This is a genomic window from Saliphagus infecundisoli (genome assembly GCF_020177375.1).
Lineage (GTDB): Archaea > Halobacteriota > Halobacteria > Halobacteriales > Natrialbaceae > Saliphagus > Saliphagus infecundisoli.
Map to the genome: position 1 here is coordinate 1 of NZ_JAIWHV010000034.1, position 12716 is coordinate 12716.

The window sequence follows — 12716 nt, forward strand, 5'->3', positions numbered from 1 at the left end:
TGCACGCCACTCAGCACATCTTGCTCACCGAATCACAGATTGTCACGTAGATTCGACAGAATTCGCCTCAGATTTCATCTGATTCTACCGCGATTCGTTTGTAGACGCTTTACATCCCAGAGGCGTGCGTTGCGAATGCCGGTATATCTATGCACGGGATTCGCGCTGAGCGCGGTATCATCGCTGAATGGAGGCCCAATTGAACGACTAGAAACTGCCACTCACCGAGCTGAATGGCAGTTGGCCACGACTTAGGCGGGAAATTCGATCGTCTGATAGCGATGCCTCTCTCGCCGGGCGAACACGGAATGGATTCTACAGCAATGTGACCACCCTCCGTCTCAGGAAGCCACGAAACCGCGGGGCGATGACCCGCGGTTTCGTGCGAAACTCGACGACGCCGAGCGATCGTTGGACGAGGAGATCAACGAGCAGCCACATGTCGTACAGCAGCATCGCGAACCCGAAGTGGAACAACCGCACCGCGTACTCTTTGGATGTCGTCCACGGTGCAAACTGCTTGATACTGCCGTACGAGCTTTCGATCCCACCGCGGCGGGTGTAGCGTTTGATCTTCCGGTGCGTTTGACGCCGATCCAGACGAATCTCGTCGTCAACGGCGAGATTCGTCAAGAATACCTGCTCTCCGTCGTAATCTTCGTCCGGCGGAAATCCAACTAACGTTGTCTCGACTCTGGTTAATCGCCTACTATCTTTGACCGGCCCGTAGAACCCGTGCTCGTCTTTGACCGTCACCTGCTTGTTTCCGTCTCTGTCCTCGTCCATACGCGCGATGAACCGCTTGACGCGGTCATCGCGCCTGGCCGGAATCACGTAGAACAGGTTTCGCTGTTCGAGCGCAGCCACGACGTCGGCGGCGTGAAACTCCCGATCAGCGAAGACACGGCGAACGCTCAGGTTAGCACGCTCTTCGACGATATCGACGAGCCGGCGGACGACGCCGCCGGCTCGATACGATTTCTCGTCGTCCGCGTACGCATCCGGATCGTGGTCATCGGCGTCACCGATCGGCAGCATCGCTGCAGTGAACAGGACGTTATCGCCGACAATACTCGCTGTCGCGACCTTGTGACACCAGTTGTAGGACTTGTTCTCGGGTGCGCCTTGCACGCGAACGAGTTCATCGCGGTCACCGTAGTACGCGACGTACGTCATGTCGATCGCGAGCATCACCGGTCGCTCGAACTCGATGGCGGGCTTGGCCCGCGTCAAGACGCGGGCCGCGCCCCGGTTGACCATCGCGGTGATGTCGTTGATCTCCAACCCCTTGATCGCCTCCAACAGCGTTTCTCCGGACGGTCCATCAGCGAAAAACGGGTCGGAGATATCCGGCTCTGGATTAACGTAATCGCCGTAGGTCTCGGCACCGCCGTTGGCGGCGGTGCCTGTGACCCCGAGTAACGTTTCCAGCACCAGCAGCTCGTCGTCATCGTAGATCACGCCATCAGGACGGTCGAACTCGATCGCCGGGAAGACGACCGTGGTGAGTTCGTCCAGTACCTCGCGAGTCTTCCCGCGGATGAGACGGTTGACCGTGCGCTTGGAGGCGCCAGTCGGCGCCTCCGAAGCGCTCTCAGCCGTCGGTGCCCCGATTGGACTTCCGTGACGAGCGGCGAGCGCCCGGATCTGGCGGCTACTCGTCTCAATTGTTCGCTCGAGCTCTGCGAACCGACGACGCCGAGCACGTGAGAGCGTGCTTTGATCGGGGACGTCGTCTGGATCAAATCCCAGGTCAGCAGCCGTTTCTGGTTCGGATTCGAGCGTCCGATGCACGGCGGCATCGGACGCGTCGTCGAGTTCGCCTAGAAGGATAGCTCGAAGCATTGGCTCGAACGGTTTCGAGTCATGCCATTCTGGATACGGATCGTCTCGTGCATATGAGGAGAGGTCGAGGTGGCCGACCACCTCGACCGAAGTGGTCGTATCGTCGATGATTTCTGCGGCCTGCTGTGTCAACAGCAGCTGTCCGCCAGCAAGCGGGTCGATATCTGTGCGTTGATCATCCGGTCGTGGGTCGGCGCTGCCCGCGGCAGCACCGACCCGATCTGTGTTGTCTGTGACCACCCCCGCGACTGCTCACTCACGTTGAGTCAGGCATCCGAATCCCTCTCGTCCATCCGATCCGTGCATAGATCCTGTCGTTCGTAACTCCAGGAGAGAGTTTGGAAGGAAGATGAGACTGCAGCCAGTATAGCCTTCTGTACTTTCTATGGTGGATTACTCGCGGCGTTCAACGGGTCGTAGGAGCCTGCATGATACGCAATACGCCATAGCTTGAGAACAGCACGAGTGACGAGTGCTTCGACAGACTGCTTGATGCAGGACTCTTCAACGTCGTCAGGATCAGCGGTGGCATCAGGAGGTGGGTGATAGTGCTCATTTCCCGGAACATGGATGTAGTCTCCGTCATGAGAATGCTTCCCCCAGCGGAAGTTCACGCCATCAGCGTCGGTGTAGTGAAATTTGTAGTCTGCTCGGGTCGTCCATTGAACATCAATCCGGGCGGATTCAGCATGACAGAGTCCATCCTCGAGCGGAACTTCCAGAACTGTCGGATTGAGATAGTCATCTAGCGATGGCGCTGCAAGCGGTTCTTCTCTATCGATGATGTCACGAATCGTGAGGAGCGCTGGCCGATCGATCGGTCCTCGGAGTGAATGGGACTCATCTGTCTCATCTCTCTTCACCATCTCTCAGACAGGAATATTACCGTCGGTTGTCCGTGACTCGTCGTCAACAAACCGCTCGGCGTTCGCAATCGAGAGTGCAGCATTCGCGAAAGCAAGATTTCGGCGCGTCGTCTGCCAGTTTTGGAGTGTCTCAGCGTCGATATCGGATTGGTTGGAGTCAGTCTCGGAGAGAAGTTGGTTTGTCTGCTCAATGGTCACCTCCTCGGGTGAATCGACTCCATATTCTTCCCGGTAGGTGTTGAGCTGATCCCTCATCTCCGAAATTCGTGTGACGAGCTCGTCGGTCGAGACGTGTTCGAGGATGTCTGCTGCCTGCTCAACGACGAGCGATTCCGACGACCGCTGATAGGTCGTCCCACCATGTTCCCCGGTTGTAGTGCCGACGAAGCCCTCATCAGCGAGGGCGTTCAGATGTTTCCGGGCTGTCTTCGGTGAGGTCTGCGCGTCTTCAGCGACAGTATCAGCTGATACGGGCGAGTAGGTATGGGCAATAACGTGACGAACACGCTCGTAGGGAGTCGTCTCAGACACCCACTCGTCGCTAACCACCTCGTTGATGTCCTCAAATTCGTCTGGTAGAGTTGTGTCGCCCATGCCTTCACTACCGAGACAGAGGAGTATAGTTCTTTGGTGAAGTAATATTCTCCTCTATTTGGGGTGAGTTCAATACGTATGTATTGAGTGTTCCAATCTCAACTTCTAGCCAGGGTCGATCGATACACAGTTTCAGAAAGTAGAACGCTACCAATCGATTGACTTTGGGCTCTATCAGTCCGAACCCGTATCCCCTCGTCACTGTTCGCCGCTTTTCATGCTTGAGCTGATACTTGTATTCGAGACAAAATGTAGAGGTGATACCGACGATGAATATCATAGAATTCGCCGCAAGCAAGTTGCCGGCGACTGCATTTCCAGCATTACCCATTTCCGACCCGAGAGAGAACGAGCAACTATGCCCAGCGATTCCGACTCGAATGGTGTCCGCGTCTGGCTCGTCGAGCGGACGTACTCCGACGACGAGCAAAACCTCATCATCCTTACCTACGCGACCCCGGATGGCGAGCAGTACTACCGCAAGGAGCGGGCGCTCACTTCCTTCACCGATGTCCGCGACACGACGGCCGCCGTCGATGCCGACCCAGACAATCTCGGTTCGGTCAATGACTCCGATCTGCAGGAGCAGTACGCCGCCGAGGCCCAGCGAATGCAGGAGGGACACGACCCCGACGACGTAATTTGACTCCGGTCAACACGATGGCAGCACCGAGCGACGTGTTATATCCAGGCACTCCCTATGCGTGGTATGCGCGAACTCGTCTTCGCCCTTGAATACGAGCCGGGGTGCAACAGGGTGGCGGACGCCCTCGCCGACCACCCCGATGCCCGCGTCCGCTCACTCTCGTTGCACGCTACTGCCAAGCAGCTCTGGCGAGTCGATCACGCCACCGGAACTCCCGACGCACTCGATGCCATCGAGGACGCCTTTCTCACTAGCGACTACTACGCTGACTGTCTCGCTACCGAGGACTGCAACGCCACCCAAACCACCAACGTCCTCGACCGCACGGATGACACGCTCGTCCTCTACTCCGACTGGGAACGCACGCCCACCTGCGCGTCCGTTCCTCATATCGCCCGCGACCACCTCGGCGACGGCGTGCTATTCGAGACACGTCACGAAGGGCGTTACTACACGTGGCGGCTCATCCACTCCGGTGAGGGCGACGTGGCGGCGTTCTTCGACGCCCTCGAAGCCGCTGTCGGGGACTGCGCCCAAATGGAGATGCTCCGAACAGCAGACACGACGACGTCAGCGGGGGGAGTCGACGAGACGCAACGTGACCTGTCTCCAGAGCAGGAGGCAGCACTCCGGGCAGCCGTCGAACACGGGTACTACGAGTCACCACGCGAACTCGACGTCGGCGAACTGGCCGAGCATCTCGATGTGCCACGGTCGACGCTTACCTACCGACTCCGCCGAGCGGAGGAACACTTGGCGAAGCAGCACGTCGCCGGCGAGCGAGTGCTGGAAGAACCCCCAGCAACACGCTGACTCCAGTTTGGAATATTCCAACAAAGACTTATCGAACTGACGCCCCTACCGTGAGGTAATGGCAGAGAATCCGGATGCAGCGGACCAGACGAGCGGGGGCGGGCAGCGACGGGAACTGACCGCTCGCCTCGTCGTCCCCGAGATGGACTGTCCGTCCTGCGCCCAGAAGGTCGACAAGAGCCTCCAGCGCGTCGACGGCATCGTCGAGGCCACGCTCCAGCCGACCACCGGCACAGCCAACATCACGTACGACCCAGACCGCACCAGCGAGGCCGACGTGGTTGAGGCGATCGAGGCCGCCGGCTACGAGGTCGTCGGAGGGTCGGATTCCGACGACGATGAGCCAGAGGCGGCGACCGATGGTGTCGACATCGCGCCGCCGTCGGAAGTCTGGACGAGTCCCCGCGCGAAGAAGACGTGGATCGGCGCGGCGCTCGTCACGCTCGGCCTTCTCTTCGAATTCCTCCTGACGGCACAGAACATCGCGGTGGCGAGCGTCCTCGACTACCCGCTCCACATCGCTGATGTCCTGTTTCTCGGCGCCGTCGCCGCCAGTGGCGTCCCCGTTATCCGGAGTGGATACTACTCCGCGAAGAATCGAAGTTTGGACATCGACCTGCTGATGGGGACGGCGATCATTGCGGCGACCGGTATCGGCTACTTCGTCGAGGCGGCGACGCTGGCCGTCCTGTTCAGCATCGCCGAGTTGCTCGAGGACTATGCGATGGACAGGGCGCGGGACTCTCTGCGCGAGCTGATGGAGCTGTCGCCCGACGAGGCCACCGTCCTGCGCGACGGCGAGGAAGTCACGGTGCCCGCCGACGAGGTCGAGGTGGGCGAGACCGTGGTCGTCCGCCCCGGTGACAAGATTCCGCTGGACGGCACGGTCGTCGAGGGCGAGAGCGCGGTCGATCAGTCGCCGATCACCGGCGAGAGCGTCCCCGTCGACAAGACCGCCGGCGACGAGGTGTACGCCGGCGCCATCAACGAGGAGGGCTACCTCGAGATAGATGTCACGTCGACGGCGGGCGACTCGACACTCTCGCGCATCATCGAGATGGTGCAGGGCGCACAGGCGAAGAAGACTGACACAGAGCAGTTCGTCGACCGCTTCTCGGGCTACTACACACCGTTAGTGGTCGTGCTGGCGATCCTGACTGCCGCCATTCCACCGTTGGTCATCGCCGACCCCGTGTCGGTGGACGTGGCCGGGTACGGGTTCACCTTCGCCAGCGACTGGCAGACGTGGTTCATTCGTGGACTCACCCTGCTGGTGATCGCCTGCCCCTGTGCGTTCGTTATCTCGACGCCCGTCTCCGTGGTGTCGGGGATAACGAGTGCTGCGAAGAATGGCGTCCTGATCAAGGGCGGCAACTACCTCGAGGCGATGGGCGAGGTCGACGCCGTCGCCCTCGACAAGACGGGGACGCTCACGAAGGGCGAACTCGCCGTCACCGACATCATCCCGGTCGGTGACACCTCGGAGGACGATCTGCTCCGCCACGCCGCTGGCCTGGAGCGACGCAGCGAGCATCCCATCGCCGCGGCGATTCTCGCCCACGCCGATAAGTCGGGCGTGGGAGATCTGCCCGATCTGACTGGCTTCGAGAGCCTCACTGGGAAGGGCATCCGCGGGGAGATCGACGGCGAGACGTACTACGCGGGCAAGCCCGCGCTCTTCGAGGAGCTTGGCTTCGACCTCCCTCGGGCACGCCGCGAGACGGACGGCGGCGTCGTGGAAGAAGATGCGGCCGAGTCCAACGACGGGTCGTTCGCCGGGGATACACTCGTCGCGCTGGAGCAGGAGGGCAAGACGGTCGTCCTCGTCGGAACGGAATCGGAGCTGCTGGGCGTCATCGCCATCGCTGACGAGGTGCGCTCTGCCTCGAAGCAGGCCGTCCAGCGTCTGCAGGAGCTTGGTGTCGAGCGCGTCGTGATGCTGACTGGCGACAACGAGGGCACCGCGCGGGCCATTGCGGAGGAGGTTGGCGTCGACGAGTACCGCGCCGAACTCCTGCCGGAGGAGAAGGTCGACGCTGTCGAGGAACTGCAGTCGGAGTACGGCGAGGTGGCAATGGTCGGCGACGGCATCAACGACGCGCCCGCGCTCGCCACCGCGGAGGTCGGCATCGCGATGGGCGCGGCCGGCACCGATACCGCCCTCGAGACGGCTGACATCGCGTTGATGGGCGACGACGTCGGGAAGCTGCCGTACCTCTACGACCTGTCGCACACGGCCAACGGCGTCATCCGGCAAAACATCTGGGCGAGCCTCGGTGTGAAGTTCCTGCTCGCGCTGGGCGTTCCGCTGGGACTGGTGAGCGTCGCACTTGCAGTCGTGGTCGGCGACATGGGGATGAGTCTCGGCGTCACTGGGAACGCGATGCGGTTGTCACGGATCGGGCCCGACCGGTTCTCCGACACCTGACGCCTCCCTTCTCTCTCCAAGTCTACTGTACTGCCAGGGCTGTTTCCGGAGGCCGTCTTCCTCAACTGGAGGCTCCAGTTCCCTCTCGTTCTCTTGTACCCATTCCGTCAGCTCCCAGAGGGCCTCGTCGAAGCGCCGGCGTAACACCTTGACCGCCCGGTACCGCTCCGTGATCCCTGTATGATCGAGGGAGAGGCGAAGATTTGCGCCCATCTCGGTCACATTCTACCGGTACTCCCAATACCGAAGAGCGTCTCGTTCGAAGCAACCTACCGTGGACACAGACCCAATATATCGTGAAGTGCAGCAGTTTCGTCAGCGGTGGCTCTGGGCCCTACTCGGCGGGACAGCGCTGATCATGCTCGTGTTCGGGCCCGTCTCGTGGCCCGGACTCGTCATCGTTGGGGCCGTCGCCGCGTTCGTCTACAGTTTTCGCCTCGAAACGGAGGTCAGACTTGATGGGGTCTATTTCAAGATGTGGCCGCTTCATCGGTCGTTCCGTCGAATTGCCTGGTCGGAGATCGACCAGTATGAGGCAAGAACGTACAGACCTCTTCGTGAGTTCGGTGGCTGGGGGATTCGCTGGACACCGGGCAAGCGTGCGTACAACATCAGCGGCAACCGGGGCGTCTGGATCCAACGGCCGAACGCTAGTGACGTTCTCGTAGGGTCACAGCACACAGAGGACTGCATTACTGCGATTGACGAGGTCTCTACGAACTGAGTGGCAACAGTGTCATGGCGAATGCTTCGCTCATACATTGAGAACCTCAGTCGCAACTACCGTCATCTGTTTCTGAGAGTAGAACGCTGATCAAAAATGTTCGACTCCGTTAGTAGAATCGAACATTACTTGAACGGCGACTGTCCTCGGGTGAGTAATGGCGTCGGACGACAAGTGCTGGCTGAAACCCGAACAGGTCGAAGCCATGCGCGCCGCTGCTCGCGACGGACGCCACTCGCTCCGGGACGACGCCCTGATCGTTCTCATGTACGACACGGGACTCCGGCGAGCGGAGCTCTCACAGCTCGATCGTGCGATGGTCGACCTCGAGGACGGCGACCTCCGGATCCCGACGCGGATCCAGAAGGACTACCCCAACGATCGGACCCCGGACCCGGCGACGTTCGAGCTGGACGCGGCGGGCGTCCTGGGGACGGTTGACGCGATCGAGGAGTATCTCGACGATCGCGACGACTCGGCGGCGTTGTTCCCGAGTCAGAAGGGGTCGCGGATGACACCGAAGGGTATCAACGACGTCGTGCAGCGGGCCGCACGCCGCGCGGAGATCCGTCCCTACTCCTATGAGGGTCGTCGGTCGGCCGACGTTGTCTCGTCGCACACGCTCCGGCACAGCGTCGCCTGGCGGATGCTCCGGGCTGAGGAGGACAATCGACTATATCACGTCCGGAACCGACTCCGCCATTCTTCTATCTTGACGACTGAGCGTGAGTACGACCACTTCCAGCGGATCTAATGACAGGCGAAAGGGACGTCTGCGGACACTACGATGGGAGATCGACAAAATGGGTGACCAGATCCGGGGGCCAGGTCTCAATGCCTGCCCCCAGTGTAGCGAGACGAAGACATCGTATCCGCAACACTGGAACCAGAGCTCGAACTGCGACTACCCCACGCTCAACCTACATATCCACGAGATCGCCACTGGTGCGCTCATGGGCGACGGATCGCTCGAGGGACGCGAACGGGCCAAGCTCCGCGTCGAGACGACGACTCGAGCGTTCGCGCTGTGGCTCTACGAGCAGTTCGGCATGGCTGCTGGGAGCGTCCGACGGTTTCCACAGGACGATCCCGACCACAACGTCTATCGCGTCTCGACGATCGCCCATCCTGAGTTCAACCACTACCGAGACTGCATCGGGACGGCGAGAAGTGTATCCCTGAGCACATCCGACTCCGGCCGCTGTCGACGCGCATGTTCGTCGCCTACGACGGCTCACTCACGTTCGGTGGCAATGAACACCTACGGATGACGTTCCGACCGTTGACGACGGCTATCGTGAAGACTTGGCGCACACACTCCCACGACTCGAAATCGAGATCACGCCCCGCGTAGGCTCGCGTCGAGTCTCGATCGACGTGCCTGACGTCCCCCGGCTCCTTGAGTGGATCGGCAACCCCGTCCCAAGTGCCGAATACAAATGGGCGACGTCGAAGGGGGAGTACGACCGGCTTCGCGATCGGCAGTAATGCCTTTAAGCGAACGTGTTGAGATGGCACGCTTCAGAAGCTCGAGGTACTCAGCCGGACACCGCGTTTCCGTTGTATCTGGAGTCAAGCAGGTAGATTGCTTATGCACAACCAAGTTCGGGATCTCCATTAGCAAGATAAATTCCACAGATTTCCTGGATGATAAATTTGCCTTGCTAATCTTTGGTAGATATTCACGGGTCTGTACTAGAAATGCCTTGTCTAACGAAAAGGATAATGAGTCTTATCCCGTTACCGAAAATAACCGCAATTATATAAAAATACACAAGCCGGGCTGAATAGTAGACTAAAGAAATGTCTGGTATTACTATATCGAATATATCAAATATCGACACAAAAATATACCAAATAAGCATGAATGGGTATAAAATTGGGTAATACCATTGATACAGAGGTGCACTGCCACCCTCATATCTCGATATTGTCTCGCCTTGTGCATCGACAATTCCACCAGCATACCCGGAAACTGCACCCGTGGTAATTATATCGAGAAAGATTGGGAAAAGAGCAAAAAACAAAAATATAGCTAGTATGTATCTGTTCGGACGGAGAAGTCGGATAACCTTATTGGGAATGAAATCCATGGGCGAATTATATTCGCCTATTGATATTGCAACGGGCGCGAGTATTTTGTGCCACGGTGTCTATTCACATTCACTAAACAAATAGTGGTGGCATCTAATAAACCCATTTGGGAATAGCACTTTCATATACTTATGAATATTTATAGTGGTTATGGTATTATATATCAGTTCCATTGTTGATTTACATTGCCAGAACTAGACTGATGACCAGTTGGGAGTGTAATAATAATCGGACGAAACGAACGCCTGATCCGTGCATTAATCAGCTACCTAGCCGACGTCAGGTTGTATCGAAGGCGGAGTCCCGCAGCTGACGGCCACAGAGCACCCCATGTGCCGAGTGAAACGAAGCCTCACTCCGATTCGGCCTTGCCGAGATACTCCCGGCGAACCGTATCGCCGTCGCGATACGCTCGATACGCGTACGGGCCGTGTTTCGGTCCGCCTGTCATGCATTGACAGCTGTCGTCGCTACAGGTCCGGTACTCATGGTAGACGGTTCCGTCCGAACCTTCCTCAACGACGTCGGCGTCATCAGGGAGTTCGTCTTCAGTGACCGGTTCCTCGCGACGTCGTTCGCGATCGGCGAGTAGCTGATCGATGTACTCCTGTGTGTCGCGAAGCGTCTCGTCGTCTTGTTTCGGGAGCCCGTCGGCAACGTAATCGGGGAGTGACGTCGGTGCGGTGGGTGGGGCCATCGGCCTTGTGCAACAATTGACCGCCTCTCCGTTAAAGATGTTGCACAAGGCAGTGATGTGATCGCCGTGTCAAGGCCGTATGGACGCCGATTTGGACGCTCGCAAGCCGAAGACTACTTCTCGAGGAGGTATGTATTGGTGAGTGTCGTATGGCAGACCTCATCGTCCAATCGGCAGTGAAGGACCACCTCGACAACCACAACGTTGCATCGGACTTCTACGATGCCGTCGACGAAGAGGTTGCAGAGTTACTCGAGGATGCCGCCCAGCGAGCCGAAGACAACAACCGGAAAACAGTCCAGGCTCGCGATCTGTAGACCGGTCGACCGGGATCATCGATCTGACTTCTTTTAGCCGGATCTGTGACTGAAACGGGTGTTACATACAGGGGAAGCAGATAGCGGAACGATAATCACACATTTCGCGACAAAGGTGCATTGAGAGCAAGTTCAAGCGGTCGTTTTCGAGAGAGTCGAAGACGCTATGGAGTCTTCGGCGGCTATTTGCAGCGACAGTTAATCAAAGCCATTCCGCACAGTCTCGAGATCGCCGATGAGTGCCGCCGGCGTCGGCGTGTTGCTCCCGTCGTAGGCGCGTTCGACGTATCCGTCCCGGTTGACGAGCAGCGTCAGGACGACGTGGACGAACGGTGCGTTGCTGCCGTCGTGCCCCGTACTCTGCTGGTCACCGTCCGTTTGAGTATCGCTGTGGCCCTTTCGAGGGTCCTGGTCATACGTCTCGGTCTTCTCGACGCCGACGCCGAAGGTCCCGTTGACGACGTCGATCGCGCGGTCGAACGACGGCGGACGGAGGAACTGCCAGTTGTCGGCCGCGGGATCGGCACCTCGATCCGCACTGAACGTCCGGAGGCGCTCGGCAGTATCGAACTGGGGATCGAAGGTGATCGGAAGGAGAGCGATCTCGTCTCCGTACCCGTTTTCGGTGGCGTCCACTTGGATCTGTGCTAAATTGCTGGTGAGTACCGGACAGGGGCCCATACAGCGGGTAAAGACGAACGTGAGGAGGACGTGCCGCTCGCTGTCGAACTCCGTCGTCGTCACCTCGCGATTGTGCAACGGCGATGGGAGCGTCACCTCGGGAAGCTGCTGCTCGAACGCCGGAAACGAGAGGGCCTCGCTCTCCGCTCGTCGCCACTCGGGCTTGTCAAGGACCGTCGGGCCAGAATCGCGAAACGTACTGAGACACCCTGCTCCAAGAATCGATCCGACGGCCGCAGTACTGCGAAGATATGAACGCCGGTCCATGTATGACACTATTGAAGACGCGTATAACCCAGATCTGGTTTGATTGTCGAAAAGGGCACAAGGCCTATGAAAATCTTGCCCGGACGATGATGTATGTACAGACGGGAACTGCTCAAAGCGGTCAGCGGCGTGCTCGGTGCCGGCGTTGCTACGACTGCGATGGCCCCCGCCGGAGCCCAGGAGAACGCAAACGAGAGCGGCGGCGAAGAGGGTGGCGGGGAAGCGACTGGCAACGGAACTGGTGGTGGCAACGAGAGCACCGGTAACGAGACCGGCGGTGATGGAGGTGGAGCGACGGAGACGGTCAACGTTGTGGACAATGCATTTGAGCCCGAGGAACTCGCGATCGAACCGGGAACGACCGTCCAGTGGGCCTGGCAGGGAACGCAGGCCCAGCACAACGTCCACCCGACGTCTCAGCCTGGTGAAGCCAATTGGGAAGGTCACATGCCCTTGGAAAGCGGGGACTTCTCCTTCCAGTCCACGTTCGACGTAGAAGGCGAGTACGAGTACCAGTGCGACCCCCACGCGAGTCTCGGGATGGTCGGCACCGTCACCGTCAGTCCCGATGCAGGGACGACAGCAGAAGGCCCGATCCAGCTCGTCCCCGACGCGGCCTGGACGCTCGTCATCGCAACCGTCGCAGGGATGCTCGCGACGCTGTCCCTAGCATACGCGTTCATCCGCTACGGCGGTTCGAATCCCAGCAGTAGTCCCGAACGCTGATCACTGGGCTTTGGCGAC

The 12716-nt window shown here is 59.2% G+C and carries 14 protein-coding genes; 8 read left to right on the top strand and 6 right to left on the bottom strand.

From position 1 onward, the window contains the following. Positions 1-315 precede the first annotated feature (315 nt). The 3 genes from LCF40_RS20350 to LCF40_RS20360 form a co-directional block, all read right to left on the bottom strand. Positions 316-2085, bottom strand: a complete 1770-nt coding sequence (locus LCF40_RS20350; protein ID WP_224829984.1) for a transposase — start codon at positions 2083-2085, stop codon at positions 316-318. A 143-nt stretch (positions 2086-2228) separates the two neighbouring features. Next, positions 2229-2711, bottom strand: a complete 483-nt coding sequence (locus tag LCF40_RS20355) for a toxin-antitoxin system TumE family protein (protein WP_224829985.1) — start codon at positions 2709-2711, stop codon at positions 2229-2231. A 3-nt stretch (positions 2712-2714) separates the two neighbouring features. Beyond that, positions 2715-3305 (bottom strand): DUF7342 family protein, encoded by a 591-nt coding sequence (locus LCF40_RS20360; RefSeq protein WP_224829986.1) that lies wholly within the window; start codon positions 3303-3305, stop codon positions 2715-2717. A gap of 358 nt (positions 3306-3663) precedes the next feature. Here LCF40_RS20360 and LCF40_RS20365 point away from each other — a divergent pair, with 358 nt between their 5' ends. The 3 genes from LCF40_RS20365 (at position 3664) to LCF40_RS20375 (ending at position 7192) form a co-directional block, all read left to right on the top strand. Beyond that, positions 3664-3951, top strand: a complete 288-nt coding sequence (locus LCF40_RS20365) for a DUF7967 family protein (protein WP_224829987.1) — start codon at positions 3664-3666, stop codon at positions 3949-3951. A gap of 63 nt (positions 3952-4014) precedes the next feature. Next, positions 4015-4764, top strand: coding sequence for a helix-turn-helix domain-containing protein (locus LCF40_RS20370; RefSeq protein WP_224829988.1), 750 nt, complete (start codon positions 4015-4017; stop codon positions 4762-4764). A 58-nt stretch (positions 4765-4822) separates the two neighbouring features. After that, entirely contained in the window at positions 4823-7192 is a 2370-nt protein-coding gene (locus LCF40_RS20375) for a heavy metal translocating P-type ATPase (RefSeq protein WP_224829989.1), read from the top strand. Here LCF40_RS20375 and LCF40_RS20380 read toward each other — a convergent pair. Further along, entirely contained in the window at positions 7157-7414 is a 258-nt protein-coding gene (locus tag LCF40_RS20380) for a hypothetical protein (protein ID WP_224829990.1), read from the bottom strand. The genes LCF40_RS20375 and LCF40_RS20380 overlap by 36 nt on opposite strands. Positions 7415-7466: 52 nt before the next feature. Between LCF40_RS20380 and LCF40_RS20385 the strand changes: the two genes are divergently transcribed. The 3 genes from LCF40_RS20385 (at position 7467) to LCF40_RS20395 (ending at position 9187) form a co-directional block, all read left to right on the top strand. Beyond that, on the top strand, positions 7467-7916 hold the full coding sequence (locus LCF40_RS20385) for a hypothetical protein (protein ID WP_224829991.1): 450 nt from the start codon (positions 7467-7469) through the stop codon (positions 7914-7916). A 157-nt stretch (positions 7917-8073) separates the two neighbouring features. Beyond that, positions 8074-8670, top strand: coding sequence for a tyrosine-type recombinase/integrase (locus tag LCF40_RS20390; RefSeq protein WP_224829992.1), 597 nt, complete (start codon positions 8074-8076; stop codon positions 8668-8670). Between the two features lie 49 nt (positions 8671-8719). Beyond that, positions 8720-9187, top strand: a complete 468-nt coding sequence (locus LCF40_RS20395) for a hypothetical protein (protein WP_224829993.1) — start codon at positions 8720-8722, stop codon at positions 9185-9187. 1175 nt (positions 9188-10362) lie between these two features. Here LCF40_RS20395 and LCF40_RS20400 read toward each other — a convergent pair. Next, the gene (locus LCF40_RS20400; RefSeq protein ID WP_224829994.1) at positions 10363-10707 is read right to left on the bottom strand and encodes a DUF6788 family protein; all 345 of its coding nucleotides are present in this window, start codon (positions 10705-10707) and stop codon (positions 10363-10365) included. A 149-nt stretch (positions 10708-10856) separates the two neighbouring features. On the opposite strand from LCF40_RS20400, the gene LCF40_RS20405 reads away from it, so the two are divergent. Next, a complete protein-coding gene (locus LCF40_RS20405; protein ID WP_224829995.1) occupies positions 10857-11024 on the top strand; it encodes a DUF1931 family protein in 168 nt (55 codons plus the stop codon). A 198-nt stretch (positions 11025-11222) separates the two neighbouring features. Here LCF40_RS20405 and LCF40_RS20410 read toward each other — a convergent pair whose 3' ends face one another. Further along, positions 11223-11972 (bottom strand): SCO family protein, encoded by a 750-nt coding sequence (locus LCF40_RS20410; protein WP_224829996.1) that lies wholly within the window; start codon positions 11970-11972, stop codon positions 11223-11225. Between the two features lie 93 nt (positions 11973-12065). Between LCF40_RS20410 and LCF40_RS20415 the strand changes: the two genes are divergently transcribed. Then, a complete protein-coding gene (locus LCF40_RS20415; RefSeq protein ID WP_224829997.1) occupies positions 12066-12698 on the top strand; it encodes a plastocyanin/azurin family copper-binding protein in 633 nt (210 codons plus the stop codon). The last annotated feature ends 18 nt before the right edge of the window (positions 12699-12716 follow it).

Excerpts from the sequence above, each read along its gene's own strand:
- LCF40_RS20355 (WP_224829985.1), bottom strand. The coding sequence starts at position 2,711 with ATGGTGAAGAGAGATGAGACAGATGAGTCCCATTCACTCCGAGGACCG.
- LCF40_RS20360 (WP_224829986.1), bottom strand. The coding sequence starts at position 3,305 with ATGGGCGACACAACTCTACCAGACGAATTTGAGGACATCAACGAGGTG.
- LCF40_RS20365 (WP_224829987.1), top strand. The coding sequence starts at position 3,664 with ATGCCCAGCGATTCCGACTCGAATGGTGTCCGCGTCTGGCTCGTCGAG.
- LCF40_RS20370 (WP_224829988.1), top strand. The coding sequence starts at position 4,015 with ATGCGCGAACTCGTCTTCGCCCTTGAATACGAGCCGGGGTGCAACAGG.
- LCF40_RS20375 (WP_224829989.1), top strand. The coding sequence starts at position 4,823 with ATGGCAGAGAATCCGGATGCAGCGGACCAGACGAGCGGGGGCGGGCAG.
- LCF40_RS20390 (WP_224829992.1), top strand. The coding sequence starts at position 8,074 with ATGGCGTCGGACGACAAGTGCTGGCTGAAACCCGAACAGGTCGAAGCC.
- LCF40_RS20395 (WP_224829993.1), top strand. The coding sequence starts at position 8,720 with ATGGGTGACCAGATCCGGGGGCCAGGTCTCAATGCCTGCCCCCAGTGT.
- LCF40_RS20400 (WP_224829994.1), bottom strand. The coding sequence starts at position 10,707 with ATGGCCCCACCCACCGCACCGACGTCACTCCCCGATTACGTTGCCGAC.
- LCF40_RS20405 (WP_224829995.1), top strand. The coding sequence starts at position 10,857 with ATGGCAGACCTCATCGTCCAATCGGCAGTGAAGGACCACCTCGACAAC.
- LCF40_RS20410 (WP_224829996.1), bottom strand. The coding sequence starts at position 11,972 with ATGGACCGGCGTTCATATCTTCGCAGTACTGCGGCCGTCGGATCGATT.
- LCF40_RS20415 (WP_224829997.1), top strand. The coding sequence starts at position 12,066 with ATGTACAGACGGGAACTGCTCAAAGCGGTCAGCGGCGTGCTCGGTGCC.